Here is a 20,195-nt window from a genome sequence, read left to right on the forward strand (position 1 = left end):
TTGGCCGAGTTTTAGAGTTGAAGATAAATGTCGTGGAGTTCTGATATCGCCTGCTGGGTGGAACGATGAGCGACGACCCATTTACGTGCGGCGAGGCCCATAGCCTGTCGATCAGACCAACTCATGTCAAGAATATTGCGTACGTTCCTTGCCAAAGACATCGGGTCCGTCTGGTCGCAGTAGAGTGCGGTTTCGCCCTCGACTCCCATTTCTGTCGTACCGCCGACGCGATTTGTTACTACTGGAATGCCGCAAGATTGGGCTTCTAGCAGCACGAGGCCAGCGGCTTCCGTGCGCCCCTGTGTGGATCGCGTAGGCAGCACTAAGGCATCCGCGTCTCGTAGATGCTCCCGGACTGCCTCGCTCGGCAGTACGCCACACATCCTGATGTGCGGGTATTCCTGGACCAGGGTAGCGATGCGAGATCGAAGCGGACCATCACCGATGATGACGAGTTGATGGGGATGGTCGTCGACAAGGCCGCATGAGACGTGCACCAATTCTTCGATGCCTTTGAGTGCACTTAGTGCTCCCACGAAAACCAAAGTTGTAAGGCCATCATCCACCCGGACACCTGGCGATGGTGACCAATAGTCGGTGTCTACCCCCTGGTAGTGGACGAGAAGTCGTTGGCTTGGAGCTCCCGAGGCGAGTGCCCGATCAGCGAGCGAGCGAGATACCGCCAGTAAAAGATGGGAATGATCAAACGCCGCGCGTCGATTCCTTCGATTCCACTTTTCTCCTGCAAGAGCTGAGACGTTTGTTGGTGCAGAAGGTTCGTAAGAGTCAGAACCATGCAGTGTCGTCACCAGTGGTGCTCCCAGCTTTTGAGAAGCTCGAACGGCTGGAAGAGACCACGTTGCCTGATGCTGATGGATGATGTCAGGCTGCCATCGGACAATGTCAGAAGCCATACGCCCTTGAGCCGTCCACTTCAAAAACTCACGGGTACGGCGGGGAAGGTTCGTGTCGCGAACGGCTTGGATCACGGGGACCGTTATGCGCGGATCTGAAATGTCAGCGGTGAGGGTAAAAGCCCTCCACTCGTAGGTGGGCATCGCCTGGGCATGCTCGAGGGCGAAGTAGGTGGGAGGTATCCATAAGGTTCCCTTTGAGATAGCCACTTTCGTCATTGCATGGCGTCCTGACTCGGGTGAGTGGCTTCAGAGTCCCATTGCCGGGCGACTTTAATGGTCAGTAGTACCAGGACCATTAACAGCAAAGTCATTGCTGCCGAAACCGCCCACATCACAAGGGGTAACGACATGTTTTGTGAGGCCAAAGCGTGTATCAAGATGAGCGGAGTGACAGCATAGAACACTGCGAAGACCAGCATATTGGCTTGCTTATCGGTGACGACGAAAACGGTTGAGATGGGTGATGTCACCGTAGTCAGGAGTAACCAGGGCACAAGAGCTTGAGCGATGGTGCCGGACATTTCCCAGCCATCGCCCAGATACCACGGTAGAAGAAGCGGCGCGAGGAAAAACAGGAGAAGGAAAGGCAACAAAGCGACAAGGAAGGATGATCGAACACAACGGATCACCAGGGGGAGCATCTGCCCACGTTGAACCCGAGAGAATCTCTGATAAAACACCTGAGACACGGCTGACGTCACAAGCGCTACGGGAGCTTGCATAAGAACCCAAGCTTTAGAGAATTGACCCTGCGGGTCGGCCGCAAAGTGAATACCAATAAGCAAAAGAATCCCATTCACACGGAGAGCATCCACCAGCGCATTAGGAGCGTTGAGCAGAGGCATGCGACGGTAGCAGTAGGCAAGAGCCCTGGTTGTTTGTCCTCGGGAACGGGGTGAAACGAGCCCATCGCGCCCTCGCCACATGATCGTGAGCGCAGCCAACACCTGTCCGATGAGTTGACTGACCAGCTGGCCGATGACTCCGCTCACGCCTGCCAGCGGAGCGCCGATACGGGTCGCTTCGATGAGGCCAGTCTGCTGGACACGATTCTTGCTGATGTGCTCGTACCGGGTTTTTCTCGTTAACCAGTAGCCAAAAATATTGACCGTCGCTGTGCACATCACGATTATCCCGATCCATCCCATGTATGGAGACAACTCGGGATGACCGATCAAGCGTGCGAGGCTGTGCGAAAATACGAGCCCCAAAACTGACGCAAGCAACGAGATGATCGCTGCGCAGATTAATGCCAGACGTAGAAGACGGCGTGCATCCATATCAGATTCGGGAAGCACGACGGCCATGTCGTATCGCAGACTAGCAATGGCAGCAATGAGCTGTGGGATTGCGAGAAAAGCTGCGAATGAGCCGATGTCTTCCGGAGTATAAAGGCGAGAGATAACGGGAGTCGTCGCCAAAACGATGAGCTGCGCAATGATCGTTCCCGTTAGAAGGGATGAAATGTGAGCGAGCATCGGATATCGCTCGCTGATATTTTTTAGACTCCCACGGATGCGCACTCTCATATTGTGTCATCTGGCGTGTACTAGATAGCAGCCGATAGATGGATGCATGCAGGGATAGGGCACACTGGAATGGTGGAACGAGACACTCAAGGACGTCTACGTATCGTCATAGCTACGCGGATTTACGATCCGGAACCTGCAGCCGCAGCTCTTCGACTCAAAGCTCTTGCCGAGGCTCTTGCGTCGCTTGGCCACGATGTTGAGGTCCTGACGACTCGGACAAAAGGTGCACCAAAAAGAGAGCTTCGAAGATTCCAACGCGGCTCGATTAGAGTCAAACGAATGCCTGTCCTTCGCGATGGTACCGGGAGCGTTCGCGGCTATATCCCTTACCTTTCCTTCGACGTGCCGCTATTTTTTCGGCTTCTGACGTGTCGACGCCCAAGTGTGGTTGTTAATGAGCCGCCTCCCACTACTGGTTGTGTCACGAGACTGGTATGCCGCACTCGAGGTGTTCCATATGTGTATTTCGCCGGTGACATCGTTTCTGACGCTGCACGATCGCAGAGGACCCCTGAGCTGGTCGTTCGAACCGTTGCCTGGATGGAAGCCTTTGCGTTGCGACAGGCCCGCCAGGTGATCGCGGTATCAGATGGAGTTGCACAACGAGTCCAAAGTCTGGCGGGCCGCAGCGCACAGGTGGTTCCTAATGGGATTGATACGTCCGGCGGTCCTATCAGTGGAGATTCTCCGGTTCCTCAAGGATTCCCCAAGACTGAAGGGCCGGTGTTTCTCTATGCGGGTACGGTAGCGCAGTGGCTTGCTCCTGAAGTCTTTATCGAGGCATTTCGAAAAGCCAGGGGATACATCAAGGGGGCCAAGCTTGTTTTCCTTGGGCAGGGGAGTGCCTGGCGGAGTTTAGAAAAAATGGCTGCAGGAGATGCAGACATTGAGTTTCATGATTCTGTTGACGCCGGCACTGCCAGACTTTGGTGCGCACATGCGGATGTTTGCTTGGCTTCTATCCGTCAAGGAGCCTACGACTACGCCTATCCCACCAAGATCTTGACGTCGTTGGCTTCAGGGACACCAGTCATCTATGCGGGACCCGGGCAAGCTCGTGACGACGTGCGTGAGAACTGTTTAGGAATTGCGGTAGACCTGAATGCTGACGAGGTTGCGCAAGCAATGATCGACATGAGTCGACTAAGCGATGAGGATCCTCGTCGAGACAGCCGGCGACTTCACCAATGGGTGGAGCGGAACCGCTCTGTGAAAGTGAGTTCCAATCTTGCTGCAGATGTCGTCCTATCCGCAGTGCAGTGATTGAAGATTAACCCACTACTGGTGGTCTCAGGGCAGAAGCTGAGCGAGGATGCCTCGCGCCACTTCAGATTCAGCTTCAAACGATAGTGGCTGTGCCGCGGCGTGTGCTGCCTGTTTGTATTCGCGCACGGCTTGCTTCGTCAGCGATTGAAGAGAGTCTTTGATCGCAGGGATCTCGAAGCTCTTGGAGACAGTACCTAAACCGAATTCTTTGACGATGTCTGCCATTTCGACGCTGGGTCCAACTGCGACTCCGAGCCGCGCTTGAATGAAGTCAAAGAGTTTGTTGGGCAGGGTGAGTCGAGCATTCGTATTAAATGGGGGGATCCAGAAAGCACCGACGTCGTATGGATTGAGAGCGAGCGGAAGTTCAGAGGGTTTGACGGGGTCGTTGAAGGTGATCTGGTCAATACCTGCCGCAAGCGACTTGAGTCGTGCTAGGTAGCGTCCTGAATCTCCACCGGGCAATAAGAAGAGATCGAGGGCGAAGTCGTCGCCTGCTTCTAGCACTGCAGTCATCATGGACTCTATTGAGCGGCCGGGAACGGCGGCTCCAGAGTGCACGAGGCATAGCGGCCCGTCCTCGGACACCGGACTAGGAACTAAGTCGGCATATGCTGCAGCATTGCGCATCACCTGAGGGGCGACGCCGTAGTGGCGTTCGTACAACTGGGCAATACGACGCCCAACTGTTGTTTGAGCAGCCGTTTTTGGAAGATATTCGCGGCAGACATGATCAATCCAAGGAGATACAAGAAGACGCCATGAGGTGACGTGGGTGCGTTCTTCGGGTGCCCATTCGTGAAGGTCAACCCAGATGGGGGCATCGCGTGCCACTGCAGCAGCTAGGGGTAGGGCTCGTGCATCGTTGGCAACAACGAGGTCGAAACGCCTTGATAGAAGTTCGCCAAGAACGGCACGTGCGCCAGGTGCTTGCAGGTCTGCTGCATGGTGGCGATGCAGGACAAGATTCGTGACGCCCGCCAAAGTTTGAGGCAATGACGGTTGCCCATCCGGAATACGGATGTGGTCGTCAGAAAATGGTGTGGCAAGACCGTAACCGCAGGTTGTGATATGACCGAATTCAGTGACGATTGAGAGTTGGCGCAATACACGCGCATCTAGAGTCAGGGTGGAAAATGAGAGGTCGAGGATACGGGGCCGTGCCGTCATGAGACCATCGTAGATGTTGCTTCACGACATCTTGCATACTGAACGAACACAGAGTGAGAGGAATGCCAATGCAGATTGCGGTTATTGGCCTTGGGAAAATCGGCTTGCCTCTAGCGGTGCAGTATGCGAGAAAGAATCACAGAGTAATCGGAGTAGATGTCTCTGATCGCGTCGTCCGGCACATCAATGACGGCATCGAGCCTTTTCCTGGAGAAGCTCATTTGGCCGATTACCTCAAGGATGTCGTTGATTCAGGAGCTTTGACCGCTACGACGGATTATTCCCGGGCAATTCCAGGTGCGGATGCTGTGGTGGTTGTGGTTCCGCTATTTGTTGACGAGAACTCACAGCCCGACTTTGACTGGATGGATTCGGCTACCCGATCACTGGGGGAGTACCTGACTCCTGGAACACTCGTCTCTTATGAAACAACCCTGCCCGTGGGCACTACGCGCACGCGATGGCTTCCGCTGCTCGAAGAAGTGAGCAGTCTGGTTCATGGACGAGATTTTCATCTTGTCTTTAGCCCAGAACGTGTGCTGACTGGCCGTGTCTTCGCTGATCTAAGGCGATATCCGAAGCTTGTAGGTGGGATAGATCAATCGTCGACGCAAGCAGGAATTGCCTTTTATGAAGATGTGTTGGATTTTGATGCTCGCGACGACTTAGCTCGCCCGAACGGAGTGTGGGATCTGGGATCAGCTGAAGCCGCTGAACTCGCAAAGCTGGCGGAGACAACCTACAGAGATGTGAATATCGCATTGGCGAATCAATTCGCTATATATGCAGATAAAGTCGGATTGGACATCGCCGCCGTAATCGATGCCTGCAATTCTCAACCCTATTCACATATCCATCGCCCGGGCATTGCGGTCGGAGGCCATTGCATCCCTGTGTACCCGCGCCTTTATCTATCGACAGATCCTGACGCGACAGTAGTATCCGAAGCCCGCCGGGTTAACGCTGATATGCCGAGCTATGTCGTTCATCGTGTGGAAGCAGTTCTAGGGTCGCTTCATGGCTTGGATGTGGCTGTGCTGGGCGCTGCCTATCGGGGTGGGGTGAAAGAGACAGCATTTTCAGGAGTTTTTGATGTAGTCAATGAACTACGAAGCCGAGGTGCGAGAGTTCTGGTCCACGACCCGATGTACACGGATGAAGAACTGGCTGAGTTCGGCTGGGAGCCTTACCACCTCGGTTCGCCAATTGATGCAGCCATCATCCAAGCAGATCATCGAGAATATGGCGCGCTGTGCCCATCGGATCTGCCTGGTCTTCGATTGCTCTTTGACGGCAGACGAGTTACGGATCCGACAAAGTGGATTGGAACTCCACGCCTTGTTATTGGTGGGAGAGCCCAATGAGCGATGGTTGACTGATAAAAATGTGGTGGTCCCTTTCTTAATCAGACTTCTGATTTCCGGAATCCAGCTGACCTGGCGTCATCCTGGGTGGCGAAGCAAATTTCAGCTTTCGTTCGGGCGTAGTGTCTCTGTCCGGGTAAGTGATAGATGTAGCTGTTTTTGTTGCCTTTGATGGGGTGACTTGAAGGGCAGGTCCAAGAGCCAGAGGATTGATGAACTGTACCGTTACCGGCAGTCCTTTGAGCCATTGAACCATCTGACTGTAGGTAATAGCCTCCTACCCACGAATTGGTCGTCATTGCTCCGTTGGTGTTGAAGTGGTACCAGGTTCCGTTGATGGTTTTCCATCCGGTGTCCATGTGTCTGTCTTCAGCCAATCTGTACCGAGTGTCGGAGCTATTCAGTCAATAGTTGACAGTAGCTAGACCATCTTCTGCGAAATAGAACCAGTTCGCTTCGAAGAATTTCCATCCCCTGAAGGTTTTGCCACTCTCACCGAAGTAATGAGGCTTCGGCCCATCAGCGATCCATCCTGTATGCATGACATCGTTTTCGTAGTAGCGCCTTGTACCGTTGATGTCGTGCCAGCCATTGAGGGATGGGCTTCCAGGACTTTTAACATTACTAATTTCAGTAGGTGGGTTCACTCTGATTTCCTGATTGAATGAGGAAGTTGTTGCTGATCGTGTGTCCCCGGTCTGCTGGCTGCTACTTGAATCCACTAAGCTAACGGCTTGCGTTCCTCCAAAGATTAGAGCTGTGCAGGCGCGAGATGCTACAACCCGTCGAATAGACATTCGGGTTCCTTACAGGTGGAATCGTGAAAGGGAATCGAGCTCTGTTGTTGACGACATGCCAGATTCTAGGCGAAGGGCCGCGGTCGTCGGGCATGAATTGATTCTCTGCATTCGAACGCTGCTGGTTGACTGCGTTGTTGCTGGGCGGGACTGGCAACCTGTGTTCATATTTTATAGAATTCACTTTATTCTGAACATTTGATGCTTTCTGATATTGGGGTGGGTTTTATGGCAGGATCGCTTACTCAAGCTCAGTTCGAAGTGCTCCATCTTCTCTACCATCGCAGCAGGGTGCTGACTCAGCGCGAGATACACGAACTCACAGGGATGTCACTTGGAAAGGTCAACGCCACCGTCCGACTGTGTGAGGAACTGGGGCTGATACGTAATAAGACCCTCACATCTCTCGGGCAAAAATCATTGGAGCCCTATGAGGTCAACAATGCGGTCATCATGGCCGCCGGTCTGTCCTCTCGATTCGCTCCCATCTCCTATGAACTACCGAAAGGCACCCTTAGGGTACGTGGCGAAATCCTTATCGAACGCCAGATTCGCCAACTTCAAGAAGCCGGGATCACCGACATCACCGTCGTCGTTGGGTACAAGAAGGAGCACTTCTTCTACCTTGCCGATAAATTTGGTGTGCGGATTGTTGTTAACCCTGAATACATGTCCCGTAATAACAACGGCTCCCTGTGGCTCGTCCGTGAGCGGCTCGCGAACACATACGTCTGCTCGTCAGATGACTACTTCACCGTCAACCCCTTCGAATCCCACGTCTACAAGGCGTACTATTCCGCCGAATACGCCGAAGGACGAACTGCTGAATGGTGCATCGACACAGGTCCTGGCGGTCGCATCACCGGCGCAACCATCGGTGGAGCCGATGCCTGGACCATGCTTGGGCATGCCTATTTCGACCGTGCCTTCTCCGCCCGTTTTCGCGAAATCCTTGAAGGCGTGTACCACCTCCCCGAAACAGTCGGAAAATTATGGGAATCAATCTATCTGGAACATGTCAAAGAACTCGATATGGTGATTCGCAAATACCCGCCTGAGGTCATCTACGAATTCGACTCTGTCGATGAACTGCGATCCTTCGACCCGAAGTTCATGGAGAATGTCGACTCTGAAGTCTTCGACACAATCTCGACGATCCTAAAGTGCTCGAAGGATGACATCACTGATTTTTACCCGCTTAAACAGGGGCTCACGAACCTTTCGTGCCACTTCCGCGTCGGTGACGAGGAATACGTCTACCGTCACCCCGGCTTAGGTACCGACCGAATCGTTGATCGGCTTGCTGAAACTGAAGCCCTTGAACTTGCTCGTGATATCGGTATCGACACGACCTTCCTTGCCTCCGATCCACGTAAAGGATGGAAGATTTCTCGCTTCATCCCGAACAGCCGTAACCTCGATGTTACGAATGAGGCAGAACTTGCTACCGCGATGCGGATGGGTCGTGAACTCCACGAGTCTGAGCGCGTTCTCTCGCGCCGCTTTGACTTCGTGCAGGAGGGGCTGCGCTATGAAGCCCTTCTCCGGGAGTTTGGGCCCATCGAGGTTCCCGGTTACGAAGAGCTGCGGAGCAAGGTCTTGCGTCTCAAAGCCTTTGCGGATGACGACGGCTTCGACCTGGGGCCTTCGCACAACGATTTCTTTCCTCTGAACTTTCTTGTCAGCGAAAATGGCAGGATTGACCTCATCGACTGGGAATATGCGGGGATGTCCGACGTCGCTGCCGATTTTGGAACGATGGTCGTGTGCACCGAAGAAATGGATGACAATCTGGCCGACACAGCCCTCGGTTTCTACTTTGGGCGCACCCCCACCAGTGCTGAGAAGCGCCATTTCTGGTCCTACGTCGTCTTCGCTGGTTGGTGTTGGTACGTTTGGTCTCTCCTTAAAGAGGCTGAGGGAGACAACCTCGGTGAAGTCCTCTACGTCTACTACAGACACGCCGCAGACTATGTGTCCGATTTGCTTGCCCAATACGAAGCAGCAGCAGACCAGGAAGGAGGGCGCGGATGAGGTGGGGAATCTTCTCAGGAGCCCTCTGGGGCCTCGACACAGTCGTCCTTGGTCTGGCGCTCGGGCTCGTCCCATTCCTCGACGCCCCCGAGGCATCACTAGCCTCCGCACTGTTACATGACGCGATCTGTGCGATCATCCTCTTCTTCTACATGGGACTGCGAGGACGTATGAAGCATACTCTCGCAGCGATCAAGACCCGCTCCGGGAAGGCCATCGCCTTGGGAGCCCTTCTCGGCGGCCCTTTCGGTATGACTGGCTATCTCATTGCCATCAACAATATCGGTCCTGGCTACACTGCGATCATCTCGACTTTCTACCCGGCAGTGGGTACCTTCCTGGCATACGTGTTCCTCAAAGAACGGATGCGCCCTCGTCAACTTCTTGCGCTCTTCATCGCTCTCGCGGCCATCATCCTCATCGGATACTCCTCGACCGGAGCGACGACGGATGGCAATCCGATCATCGGAATCATCGCGGCCCTCGCCTGCGTGTTTGGCTGGGGAGCGGAAGCTGTCATTCTTGCTTGGGGGATGAAGGATGACGAAGTCGACGAAGATTCTGCACTCCAGATCAGGGAGACGACCTCCGCCCTCGTCTACCTCGCTGTCGTAGCCCCGATCGCTGGAGTCGTCGGCTTTACCTTTAAAGCTATGCCCACCCCGGCAACTGGCATCATCGTGCTTGCCGCCCTTGCGGGCACCGTCTCGTACCTCTTTTACTACAAAGCTATTAACACGGTCGGAGCGTCACGGGGCATGGCTTTGAACATCTCCTATTCTGCATGGGCCGTCATCTTCTCTCTCTTCATCATGGGAACTGCGCCGACGCCGTTGCAGGTCGTCTGTTGCGTTGTCATCCTTGTCGGCACAGTCCTGGCAGCCACGCCGGATTGGCACGAGCTGCGCAGAGGATGGTGAAGCGGAATTCTCCGTTGCGTCGATTCTGTTAAATCTTGGCGAGAAATTAATCGTACGATGGAACCGATGGCTACTTGAATCCGTCTATTTCTGAAGAAAGAGGTCGCGATGGGCATGTCAGAGGCCGAAGAGACTGGAATGCTTGGCAAGATTCAAAGGGCCACGACAAAAGTCCTTGGCGAACTGGATCGAATTTGCCGCGAATTAGGTATCCGTTATGCGGTTTATGGAGGAACCGCCATCGGAGCAGTACGCCACCGAGGATTCATTCCGTGGGACGATGACGTTGATGTCTGCATACCCCGTGACGACTATGACCGTCTGATCGTCGAAGGCCCTGCCCTGCTTGGCCCTGACTACGTCCTTCTTAGTCAGGAGACTGACCCCGACTATCCGAAGACCTTTGGAATCCTTGGACTTGCGGGAACCGACTTCGTTCCGGGTGTCGCTGCTCAGCGCGACTATAGGGTTCCGATCGGTGTCGATCTCTTCCCTCTCGACCGGATCCCCCGCGACCGCAGGGCTTATGTGCGTCAGAACCGGCGTACTTGGGTGTGGGGAAGAATGATGTTCCTCCATGGATCAGCGACCCCGGACTCAGGTCTCGATGGCATCGTCGGTGCAGCTGCAGACGTGGTTTTCCGCGGCGTGCACACGAGCCTTCACAAGCTCCGTGTCACCCCGCGCTCCATCTACCGTAAGTGGGAGGCAGCGGCGCGCCTCTATAACGACTCAGGATCTCCTGTCCTCGGCGACTACTCGACGCAGGACCCGCTGAGATGGTCGGCGCGCGAGGATGAGATCTTTCCGACTGTGCGCGTTCCCTTCGAAAGCATCCACGTGGAGCTTCCCCGTGCCTACGACGCGATCCTCACTCGAGGGTATGGGAACTACATGAGTCTTCCTCCGAAGGAGGAGCGAGTGAATCATGCTCCCGTCCGTATCGACTTCGCAGGACACGAGTTCTAATATTCCTTACACGAGTTCTAATATTCCTTGGGTGCACGTCTCTTGGGCAGATAAGCCGGTTCGGCACGAAGAACACACCCCGTCAAGGAGATGACTTGATCGGTTGGCTGTTACGCGACCTGAGCTGGATGACGTCGTTTGAAAAACAATCCGAGGATGCGTGCGGTGATCCGAGGCCCCAAGATTCGACACGACCATCTGACCATTCGCACAGGCCGTCCATTTGACGAACCGACAACGGTCTTCATCTGATCCAATAGGGGGGATTCCCCTTCGTTCACCGGATTCAAGAGATGCAGAGCTTCGGCCTGGGCTACCCAGACGATGAACGGGTATGCCAGGAACGCCCGAAGCGCAGAGGCCCGACCAGGTGTGAGAGTTTTGGCTAGTTCCAGATTCTCACGCAAAACTCGTTCGAGATCACGAACGGAGGAGTCCGCAAGACGACGAGACGTTTGCGCATAAGAATGACCCATCCGGTAGACATAGAAGCGTTCGTCATACCAAGTAACGGAGGAGCAGTATGCGATCACCTGCGCGCTCCATTGCGTATCTTCGTTGCGCATTCCTTCGGGAAAAAAAATCGCGTGTTCGTCAATCAGAGATCGTCTGACCACCTTTGTCCACACGGCACTAGTCGTCAGGTCATGATCGACGACGAACCGGATGCCATCTTCGACGGACAACCGGCGCACTACATCTGAGAACGTAGTTGAACCGGTGTCGAGAACCTGCGATCCTGAAGCGTCGGATCGGCAGCTCATATGCCACAGTAGGTCAACCGGCCTATCAGAGAGACAGGATGCCACGCGTTCGAGGCATGTCGAGTCCAACCACCAGTCATCATTGTCCATGAAAGTGACATATACGCCTGTGCATGCTCGCAAAGCGGTGTTGCGAGCGGCGCTGGTTCCAGAGTTGAGTTGATGGAATGTACGGAAGCGTGCATCCCGATCCGAATACTCGTCACAAATCCGTGGAGACGAGTCCGAAGACCCGTCATCGACAAGGATGACCTCCCAATCGGTGAAGGTCTGTTCCTCAATGGAAGATAGACAAAAACGCAGATATTTCTCAGCGTTGTAAACCGGAATAATGATACTGATAAAAGGCATCCAGATCCTCATTTTTCAGCAGAGCTGGGAGAGTCGTTGAACTTTTCCTTCCCAAGGCTAACCGTAGACGTGTAAGCGGGTGAATACCCGCGCCGTGCAATGCCCGATTTGCAATGGGAACGATGTGCAGACGGGGCACCGATCCGCTTCGCGTTAGACTGGGCCCACTAAATGTTCACCTGAGCGTTGCGCACCAGAGTTGAGATGCTCAATGCGATCGGGTTGAGCATCCCGAAAATGGAGTAGTGATTGTTCAGTGACGCGAGCGCAAAAGAATGCTGACAGCGTCTGTGAGGTTCCGGTTGAACTGAGCATGCGCAAGAACCTGGTGTGGAGTTCAAGCGGTGCCTTGTTCAAAACGATGTGCAACTGGTTGATGACCGTGTTCGTCGTCCGTCTGTCGTCGGGATTCGATGAGGCGGGCATTCTCGCGTTGGCGATGTCGATTTCGAATTTTGTCTTCCCTATAGCCGAATACCGCTTGCGTACACTGCAGGTGACTGACATCCGTGGGGTGATGACTTCTCGGCATTATTTGGGGCTACGGGTTGTCACATCACTTACAGCTTTGATCATTGGTTCTGTGTACAGCCTAGTGACGACGAGTCTGGCAGCGGCATCGGTTATCGTCGTCTACCTCGTTTCTCAAATCGTCGCCACTTATCTCGAAGGCTTCCATGCAACGGAGCAGGTAGCCAAGCGAATGGATTACATAGGAATTTCTTACATATTGCAGGGAGCTGGCGGACTCGCTGCTTTCCTCGTTGGTTTTGTTTTGTTCGATACCCTCTTCGCAGCCGTAGTCCTTTACACGATCGCAAACATTTTCGTGGCTCTCGTCTACGATGTTCCCAGGGCAAAGCGATTCGGATCGATCCGACCGATGCTGCGCGGCACGAAGCCAGCATTGACCCTTCTCAGACTTCTTCCTCTAGCCACTGTCAACACGGCACTCAGTGTGGTGACATTGGTACCGCGTCAATACCTGTCGGCTCAACTGGGACAAGAAGCCCTCGGCATCTACGCCTCCGTTGCAGCTCCGGCTGTCATCATCCAAGCATGTGCGGGATATCTCTATACGCCGTTATTGGGCCACCTCGTCGAAACCTTTATGACAGACCGTCGACGTGCGCTGTGGCTGCTGGGTAAAATAGCCCTCCTATTCGCCGGTCTCGGTATAGTCGCAGCGACCGTATTCTGGATAGCGGGAGATTTCCTTCTCTCGGCGCTCTTCGGCGCGGACATACTTTCGCATACGGATCTCATCCAGCCGGTTGTGCTGTTCTCCTTGATTACCGCATTCGTGTGGTTTTTCAATGACCTGCTACTTGGGCTGCGCGATTACCTTGGTTGTCTTTGCGGAGGTCTCATCGCGGTCGGTACGACACTGGTCATCACTCCCTCAGTAACAGAACACTACGGACTCAACGGTCCGAGTGCAGCTGGTGTCATCGCATCAGTTGTGACTCTAGCTGTGATGACAGGATTCCTTGCCCGCCATTTCAACAGTTATAAGTGAAGGCTTGTGAACTGGAAGCGACAAAGAAGTGACACAATGTTTTTATAATCCGACCGATTGTCTAATTTGAGGAAGACTATTCGATGAGAATCGCCATGATCGTCAATAGCTATCCCCCTCGAATGGGTGGACTTGAATTACACCTGCTCAACCTCGCTGAAGGTCTCGTTGCCTTAGGTCACCATGTGTGGGTTCTGACAATCTCCTCCGAACCCGGATATCGAATCGAAGGCGGAGTTGAGATCCTTACTGGACGTTCGCATCTATCGGTCGCCGATGTCATCTCCTTCCCCTCCTTAGGAGCGCGTCGTTCAATAAGCCGTTTCCTGTGTGAGAATGCCATTGATCTCGTTTCAGTCCATACCCGTTTTTTCCCGATGAGTTTTATAGGGGTGCGGGCGGCACGCGCCTGCTCCATTCCCGTGATCCATACGGAGCATGGTTCTGGATTCGTTGCCTCTTCATCGAGTTTGATCTCTTGGTGCTCGCGACTCGTCGACGTGACGGCAGGACGTTACGTTCTGCGCCATGCGGATAGGGTTTTCGGTGTCTCAACCGAGGCTGCAGCCTTCGCCTCTTGGCTCGGTGGAGTGAAGACCGGAGTTTTCCACAATGCGATCACGCCGCCTGCGACGCGCGGGCAGGTCTGCGACAGACCCGAACATTTGGTCTTTGTTGGACGAATCGTTGAGGGCAAAGGCTGGGACGATTTCCTCTATGCTGTGGCGGCTTTACGTGAGCGGGGACGTGAAATTACCGGTGAGATACTCGGAGCGGGGCCGATGCTCGACAAAGCTAGGGCACTGTGCGATGAACTCGGATTGGGTGGCGTCGTAGAACTGCGAGGGAGAGTTCCTGGCGAGGAGGTCCGTCGTTGTCTTGAAGGCGCGACCCTCATCAACCCTACGGTGCTATCGGAGGGATTCCAGACGACCCTCCTGGAAGCTCTAGCAGAACGCGGACGGGTCGTCACATACAGCGTTCCAGGGGCTCAACTTCTACGAGAATCGGGTGCCCCTGTCGCCATCTGTCCAGAGAAAACCCAGGAATCACTGATAGAGACAATCGAAGAGATTCTAGTCGCCCCAGGGCAACCTGCGCCGGAAAAATTTATCACAGAATGGACATGGCCGACACGTTCGCGTCAATACTCTCAGATCGCTGAGGAGGTCGTTGCCGAATACCGCGAAAGCACCCCTCCCGAGAAGGGTGAAGGCTGATTCTGGAGCGGGGCTGTGGGAATCATGAGCGATTGTCGGCTTCGTCGGCTTCCAGATGCGAGAGTCGACTAGTGAGCTCGTCAAGCCGATTATTGGTTAATGCTAGTTCCTCTGTTAAACGCCGACGGTCCTCGGTCGCACGGGAGAGATCTACGCTTAACCGTAGGGTGAGCAGCAGTAGGACCGTTGCTGCGATGACGAGAGCGAAGTTGAGTGGGACCTGTACGCCGATCAGGGAAGCGATTGACTTGAGGCTTCCTGGGAAAATGGAGAGGACGGATACTCCGATCGCGATGATGATCCACCACGTCGCGTAACGCTCCTTCATCCCTGAATTGCGCATCCTGAGGAAGACAGAAACCAAGACGATGAGGCCGAAGAAGACACCGAGCCAATATGTCGAACTCATTGATGGACCTCCGGATCAACAGGGGAAGATCGCCGGGGCCGCGACAGTGCGACTCCGAGGGCAACGAAAGCCCTGAAGAGAAATACTGTTGCCTCGATCGGATTATGAGAAGGTTCCCCGCCCGCTCTTGGGCGCATCTCAACAGGTACCTGACGGATTACGAGGCCGCGGCGCGAGGCGAGGACGAGGGCCTCGATCGTGTCACCGAGGTACTCTGCGGGATAGCTACGACTGAATAGAGTAATTGCGCGCCGAGTGGACAACTTGAAACCGGAAGTCGTATCGGTCAAACGAGTCCCGCAGACCTTTGAGAGAATAACGGATAAAACCTTCATCGCCCACATGCGTGGTCCACGGACTGAATAAGCCCCTTTGCCCGCGAAGCGCGCCCCAATGACGAGGTCGGCGTCTTCGGTGAGTGCGTGATTGAGCAGAGTTGGGATTTCCGAAGGGTCGTGCTGGCCGTCGGCATCGAGCTGGACGGCGTAGTCGTAATCGTGTCGATATGCGTACAGATATCCAGCACGCATTGCACCGCCGACCCCGAGATTAAGTGGCAGATCAAGCACCGAGACGCCCGCCTCTCGGGCGATTCGTTCCGTGCGGTCCGTTGAACCGTCCGAGACAACGAGAACGTCCGCGAAGTCTGAGACGCAGGCAATCACTTCCTCCAGGACAGGACCGATTACAGCATCTTCGTTCCATGCGGGAATAATGACGAGCATACGGCTCTTGGATTCTGTCACATCGTTTCCTTGGGGGAGACACTGATCGGCAATGGGTGCAGTCTACAGCGGCTTATTCATCGCAGAGCATTGATGTAGCGCGTGGATGAGATTCCTGCTCTTCTTTGAAACTTATGTGAGTGAGCGCAATGATGCATAGGAAGATGATTAACAGACTCAGTGAGGCAATGATCCAGACGGACATCGGGCTGATTGGGATGTCCCACCACCACTGGATGTTGTGATTGAGGTTGAGCTTTTGAGGACCGGAAAGTCCGTGGACATAACGGGTGAGTACCTTGTGAAGTGTCAGTGAGTGAGCGATGACCATGCATGTAGAGAAAAGAATGAGCTGAGGTGTTGCGAAAATTGGCTTGTGGGTATCGGTGAGGACGAAAAGGAAGAAGAAGAGAACCGCGAGCAGGGGGAGGAGATAGCGCGGTTGGTAGGTCGTCAGATCATCGAATACGCGACGAATCACCATGATGATGGGGAGTCCGCACATGGCACCGAATACCATGAGTGCCGCCATCCATTTGCGCCAAGAACCTGGACGTAGGGCTGCGAATAGTGCTCCACCGGAACTGATTAGAAGAAGAACGACAGATGACTCGTCCATAGGGACGTCGAACCATCCAGGTCCCTTGAGAAAGCCATAAAAGCCCCCGAAGAGTTCGGGCAGATCGAGGAATACTCGAACGATGGTTTCCACGATTCCAGCAGAGGTGCCGGTAGGAGTGGAAGAACCCTCCGCTGGGCCGGACCTTCCAGCGGTGAGAATCTCGATGAGGCCGATAACCCCTAGGAATGTTGTTGCGGTGGCGTGTATCCACAGACTTCGGTTCCACTGCACAGCGAAGAATAGGGCCATGGCAACGACGAATATGTAGAGCGCAGAATCGAAGCGGGATGTGAAAGAAAGGTTCGCTCCGACGATCGCCGCGGCAAACAAGAGCCAGCGTCGAATGCCATGCGAATGGATGGATCCGAACATCCCTGCTGCCGTCGCTATAGTGCCTGTGATCGACCATGAACTCGGGTTATTCGAAGAAATGAAGTAGATCCCCATAGGGATCCACGAGGCCATCAGGGCGAACGCGTAGTGATGGCGGAAGACTTTAGGGAGCAGACAGCCGATGACTCCCAACAATGCGATAGCGATGAGGACATTGGCAGTCCTCATTATGAGTACTGATTCGCGGACTTCGGAGTCGGTCAGAAAATGGTGAAAGCGGTAGTATCCCGTCGGATATGCGCCATCATCGTACCGTGTTGCCCAACGGGTCTCGTCTTCTGCAAATTTGGAGGAACAGGCTGCGGATTCTTCAGGTTTGAATGCGTAACACGGGGAGTTATTACCAATGGGGAGCGGGACCTGTATCTCTGTTACTCCATTGACTGTCCTTGTTGGACACGAGTCGCTGACTGGATGGGGACACCAAATGGAATCGAGATGGTAATCGTCGTCAGGAGAAGCGCCGACAGGCGAAGCGATGACCCATGCCGCACCGGTAACCAGTAGTGAAACTAATAGAAGGCAACGCAACGTCAGGCGGGTCCATACATGCCGCCGCATTGCTGTGCGCATCAGAACTTGCCGTCGGCCCCTGAGTGGGGATTCGGTTCTTTCATCGCATCCTGGTGTCATACGGGTGTCCTCAGAGGTCAAAGGGCAGTAGCTCCTGGATGTTCACTACGATCGAAAGTATTTCGACACATAGGAATCGAGACGCTCCATTGAGTCGCCGGGGATGAAACCTGTGGCTTCGATCTTTGACAGGTCAAGGCTACTGTGGAGAGGACGGGGCGCGACCCCTTCCTTGCCCGCGTAGTACTCCTTGGTAGTGACGGGAGTGATCTCGTTGGGGTCGTGTCCAAGCAACTCATAAACGCGCTTGGCGACGTCGGCCCAAGACACGGTTTCTCCTTCCCCGGAAAGATTATAGGTACCGTACTCGGGACGTGTGGACAGGAGATGAATAATTCCAGCTGCAAGATCCGCAGTGAAAGTCAGACGACCTGTCTGGTCATCGACAACTGAAGGGCAGATTCCTTTATCAGCCAGGGAGGCCATGGTTTTGATGAAATTCTTGCCGTCACCGACAACCCAACTTGTGCGAACGAGGTAATGCTTTGGAACGCTAGAAACGGCTGCATCGCCGCCCGCTTTGGATTGGCCGTAGACGCCCAGCGGTGAGGGAGGTTCATCTTCAGTGTGAATCTGTTTTGTGCCGTCGAAAGTGTATTCACTGGAAATATGGACCAGGGTGAGATCGTGGGTGGTGGTGATCTTGGCAAGATTTGCCGGGCCTGTGGCATTGGCGCGCCAGGCGAGCGGGCGGCCCTCTAAGGTTTCTGCGGCGTCAACATTGGTCCAGGCAGCGGCGTTGATAATGATGTCGAACTGGCGCCAGTCGAAGGCCTCTATGGTCTGCATGTCGGAAATGTCGATCTCAGGTAGATCCACTCCGGTTGCCTCGTAGCCTGCGCGGGGGAGTTGGCGCATGAGTTCACGGCCGAGCTGTCCGTTAGCTCCGGTGACGAGGACGCGTTTGCCTACAGTAGGCAGTTCCGGGAAGGCAGTAACGTCACTCATCTTTGGATGTGCTTTGTCCTTCTCGGACAGGATCGCCTTGTCGAGAGGGATTGGCCAGGCGATATTTGCAGTTTCATCCGCGAGGTTGAGGAAGGTGTAGCGTGCTTCGGACGACCAATGGTCATTGACGAGGTAGGTGTAAGCGGTGTTCGGCTCGAGCGTTTGGTAGGAGTTGCCAACGCCCTTGGGTACGAAGACAGCGACTGACGGATCAATCTCGCAAGTGTAGACGGTGCCAAAGGAGGGGCCTTTACGCAGGTCGACCCATGCGCCGAAGACACGTCCGGTGGCAACCGAGACGAATTTGTCCCAAGGCTCGGCGTGGATGCCGCGGGTGACTCCTACTTCATCGTTGAAGGATATGTTGTTCTGCACTGGTTGGAAGTCAGGAAGGCCGAGGGCGATCATCTTCTCTCGCTGCCAGTTCTCCTTGAACCATCCACGGTTGTCTCCATGGATTGATAGATCGATTCTCAAGAAACCAGGAATCGGGGTCTCCTCAATGCCAAGGGGTTTGCCGGTGAAGGACTCGGACATGCATGCTCCTAGATGACGTCGACCGCGCTTGAAGCGATCGAATCCTTCCCAGGATAATAGTGGAATCACTTATAGTCGGTATGCAGACTGAGCGGAAGGTAATGGACTCGCCGGGCCAACTCTCTCCTGCTGCCACTGGCTTCCGGGCATAATAACCCCTGTGACGTCCGAGAACAGTCCACGTGTAAGGAGTCAATCATGAAGGGCATCATTCTTGCTGGGGGCTCTGGTACTCGCCTGAATCCGATTACTCTGGGAACGTCCAAGCAGCTCGTGCCTGTCTATGACAAGCCAATGATCTACTACCCGCTGTCGACGCTCATGCTCGCTGGTATCCAGGATGTCCTGGTCATCACGACCCCGCATGACGCCGCGAGCTTCCACCGTCTCCTTGGCGACGGCTCACAGTTGGGCGTCAACATCACCTACACGGTTCAGGAAGTCCCGAATGGACTCGCCCAAGCCTTCGTTCTGGGCGCGGATCACGTTGGTGAAGAATCTGCCGCCCTCGTGCTGGGCGACAATATCTTCTACGGCCCAGGCATGGGTTCTCAGCTACGTCGGCATGTCGACCCGGACGGGGGAGCGGTATTCGCGTACCACGTATCAGATCCGAGCGCTTATGGTGTCGTTGAGTTCGACGATGATTTCACTGCTTTGTCCATCGAAGAAAAACCCGTCAAGCCGAAGTCAAACTACGCGGTTCCTGGCCTGTACTTCTACGACAACGACGTCGTTGAGATCGCGAAGAACCTCAAACCCTCAGCTCGCGGGGAATACGAGATCACGGATGTCAATCGTGTCTACCTTGAGGCCGGTAAACTCAAGGTAGAAGTTCTTCCTCGTGGAACCGCCTGGCTCGACACCGGGACTTTCGATTCCCTTGCCGACGCGACTGCATTTGTCCGAACCGTCGAAGCTCGCCAGGGCATGAAGATCGGTGCCCCCGAAGAGGTCGCTTGGCGGATGGGCTTCATTGATGACGAAGGCTTGCGTCAGCGCGCCGAACCGCTCATTAAGTCCGGGTATGGGCAGTATCTGCTCAACCTCCTCAACCGGGAGTAGCGAGAAGGGGGAAGGAAGGCAGTGTTCCGGGACAACCAGC

Annotated in this window: 18 protein-coding genes; 8 read left to right on the forward strand and 10 right to left on the reverse strand. The window is 54.5% G+C overall.

Annotation, left to right across the window (positions count from 1 at the left end):
• Positions 1 to 11: 11 nt before the first annotated feature.
• Both G439_RS0102905 and G439_RS0102910 read right to left on the reverse strand, forming a co-directional pair.
• On the reverse strand, positions 12 to 1,133 hold the full coding sequence (locus G439_RS0102905; RefSeq protein WP_022867691.1) for a glycosyltransferase family 4 protein: 1,122 nt from the start codon (positions 1,131 to 1,133) through the stop codon (positions 12 to 14).
• The gene (locus G439_RS0102910) at positions 1,130 to 2,395 is read right to left on the reverse strand and encodes a lipopolysaccharide biosynthesis protein (RefSeq protein WP_022867692.1); all 1,266 of its coding nucleotides are present in this window, start codon (positions 2,393 to 2,395) and stop codon (positions 1,130 to 1,132) included. The genes G439_RS0102905 and G439_RS0102910 overlap by 4 nt, the downstream gene beginning before the upstream one ends.
• 120 nt (positions 2,396 to 2,515) lie before the next feature.
• Here G439_RS0102910 and G439_RS0102915 point away from each other — a divergent pair, with 120 nt between their 5' ends.
• Positions 2,516 to 3,712 (forward strand): glycosyltransferase, encoded by a 1,197-nt coding sequence (locus G439_RS0102915; protein ID WP_022867693.1) that lies wholly within the window; start codon positions 2,516 to 2,518, stop codon positions 3,710 to 3,712.
• A 27-nt stretch (positions 3,713 to 3,739) separates the two neighbouring features.
• Here the strand turns inward: G439_RS0102915 and G439_RS0102920 are convergent, their stop codons facing one another.
• Entirely contained in the window at positions 3,740 to 4,885 is a 1,146-nt protein-coding gene (locus G439_RS0102920; RefSeq protein WP_022867694.1) for a glycosyltransferase family protein, read from the reverse strand.
• A gap of 68 nt (positions 4,886 to 4,953) precedes the next feature.
• On the opposite strand from G439_RS0102920, the gene G439_RS0102925 reads away from it, so the two are divergent.
• Positions 4,954 to 6,249 carry a nucleotide sugar dehydrogenase gene (locus G439_RS0102925; RefSeq protein ID WP_022867695.1) on the forward strand — a complete coding sequence of 432 codons (1,296 nt, stop codon included), beginning with the start codon at positions 4,954 to 4,956 and terminating at the stop codon, positions 6,247 to 6,249.
• A gap of 41 nt (positions 6,250 to 6,290) precedes the next feature.
• On the opposite strand, the gene G439_RS12900 is transcribed toward G439_RS0102925, so the two are convergent.
• A complete protein-coding gene (locus G439_RS12900; RefSeq protein ID WP_022867696.1) occupies positions 6,291 to 6,608 on the reverse strand; it encodes a sunset domain-containing protein in 318 nt (105 codons plus the stop codon).
• A 45-nt stretch (positions 6,609 to 6,653) separates the two neighbouring features.
• Positions 6,654 to 6,896, reverse strand: coding sequence for a hypothetical protein (locus G439_RS12125; protein WP_022867697.1), 243 nt, complete (start codon positions 6,894 to 6,896; stop codon positions 6,654 to 6,656).
• A 378-nt stretch (positions 6,897 to 7,274) separates the two neighbouring features.
• Between G439_RS12125 and G439_RS0102940 the strand changes: the two genes are divergently transcribed.
• The 3 genes from G439_RS0102940 (at position 7,275) to G439_RS0102950 (ending at position 10,969) form a co-directional block, all read left to right on the forward strand.
• Positions 7,275 to 9,080: an NTP transferase domain-containing protein gene (locus G439_RS0102940; protein ID WP_026459326.1), complete on the forward strand. Its 1,806-nt coding sequence runs from the start codon at positions 7,275 to 7,277 to the stop codon at positions 9,078 to 9,080.
• Positions 9,077 to 10,000 carry a DMT family transporter gene (locus tag G439_RS0102945; protein ID WP_022867699.1) on the forward strand — a complete coding sequence of 308 codons (924 nt, stop codon included), beginning with the start codon at positions 9,077 to 9,079 and terminating at the stop codon, positions 9,998 to 10,000. Before G439_RS0102940 ends, G439_RS0102945 begins: the two co-directional genes overlap by 4 nt.
• Positions 10,001 to 10,108: 108 nt before the next feature.
• A complete protein-coding gene (locus tag G439_RS0102950) occupies positions 10,109 to 10,969 on the forward strand; it encodes a LicD family protein (protein ID WP_022867700.1) in 861 nt (286 codons plus the stop codon).
• Positions 10,970 to 11,079: 110 nt separating this feature from the next.
• Here the strand turns inward: G439_RS0102950 and G439_RS0102955 are convergent, their stop codons facing one another.
• Positions 11,080 to 12,084: a glycosyltransferase family 2 protein gene (locus tag G439_RS0102955; protein WP_026459327.1), complete on the reverse strand. Its 1,005-nt coding sequence runs from the start codon at positions 12,082 to 12,084 to the stop codon at positions 11,080 to 11,082.
• A 256-nt stretch (positions 12,085 to 12,340) separates the two neighbouring features.
• Between G439_RS0102955 and G439_RS10960 the strand changes: the two genes are divergently transcribed.
• Positions 12,341 to 13,603, forward strand: a complete 1,263-nt coding sequence (locus tag G439_RS10960) for a lipopolysaccharide biosynthesis protein (RefSeq protein WP_022867702.1) — start codon at positions 12,341 to 12,343, stop codon at positions 13,601 to 13,603.
• 83 nt (positions 13,604 to 13,686) lie between these two features.
• Positions 13,687 to 14,823 (forward strand): glycosyltransferase family 4 protein, encoded by a 1,137-nt coding sequence (locus tag G439_RS0102965; protein ID WP_022867703.1) that lies wholly within the window; start codon positions 13,687 to 13,689, stop codon positions 14,821 to 14,823.
• A gap of 22 nt (positions 14,824 to 14,845) precedes the next feature.
• Here the strand turns inward: G439_RS0102965 and G439_RS0102970 are convergent, their stop codons facing one another.
• The 4 genes from G439_RS0102970 to G439_RS0102985 form a co-directional block, all read right to left on the reverse strand.
• Complete coding sequence (locus G439_RS0102970; RefSeq protein WP_022867704.1) at positions 14,846 to 15,232, reverse strand: DUF2304 domain-containing protein; 387 nt, start codon at positions 15,230 to 15,232, stop codon at positions 14,846 to 14,848.
• Positions 15,229 to 15,957: a glycosyltransferase family 2 protein gene (locus G439_RS0102975; RefSeq protein WP_040434579.1), complete on the reverse strand. Its 729-nt coding sequence runs from the start codon at positions 15,955 to 15,957 to the stop codon at positions 15,229 to 15,231. The genes G439_RS0102970 and G439_RS0102975 overlap by 4 nt, the downstream gene beginning before the upstream one ends.
• 73 nt (positions 15,958 to 16,030) lie before the next feature.
• Positions 16,031 to 17,605 carry a DUF2142 domain-containing protein gene (locus G439_RS10965; RefSeq protein WP_083940746.1) on the reverse strand — a complete coding sequence of 525 codons (1,575 nt, stop codon included), beginning with the start codon at positions 17,603 to 17,605 and terminating at the stop codon, positions 16,031 to 16,033.
• Between the two features lie 45 nt (positions 17,606 to 17,650).
• Positions 17,651 to 19,090 carry a sugar nucleotide-binding protein gene (locus G439_RS0102985; RefSeq protein WP_022867707.1) on the reverse strand — a complete coding sequence of 480 codons (1,440 nt, stop codon included), beginning with the start codon at positions 19,088 to 19,090 and terminating at the stop codon, positions 17,651 to 17,653.
• A 198-nt stretch (positions 19,091 to 19,288) separates the two neighbouring features.
• Here G439_RS0102985 and rfbA point away from each other — a divergent pair, with 198 nt between their 5' ends.
• The gene (gene rfbA, locus G439_RS0102990; RefSeq protein WP_022867708.1) at positions 19,289 to 20,155 is read left to right on the forward strand and encodes a glucose-1-phosphate thymidylyltransferase RfbA; all 867 of its coding nucleotides are present in this window, start codon (positions 19,289 to 19,291) and stop codon (positions 20,153 to 20,155) included.
• Positions 20,156 to 20,195 lie beyond the last annotated feature (40 nt).

It is taken from the genome of Schaalia vaccimaxillae DSM 15804, assembly GCF_000420425.1.
In the GTDB taxonomy this organism is placed as follows: domain Bacteria; phylum Actinomycetota; class Actinomycetes; order Actinomycetales; family Actinomycetaceae; genus Pauljensenia; species Pauljensenia vaccimaxillae.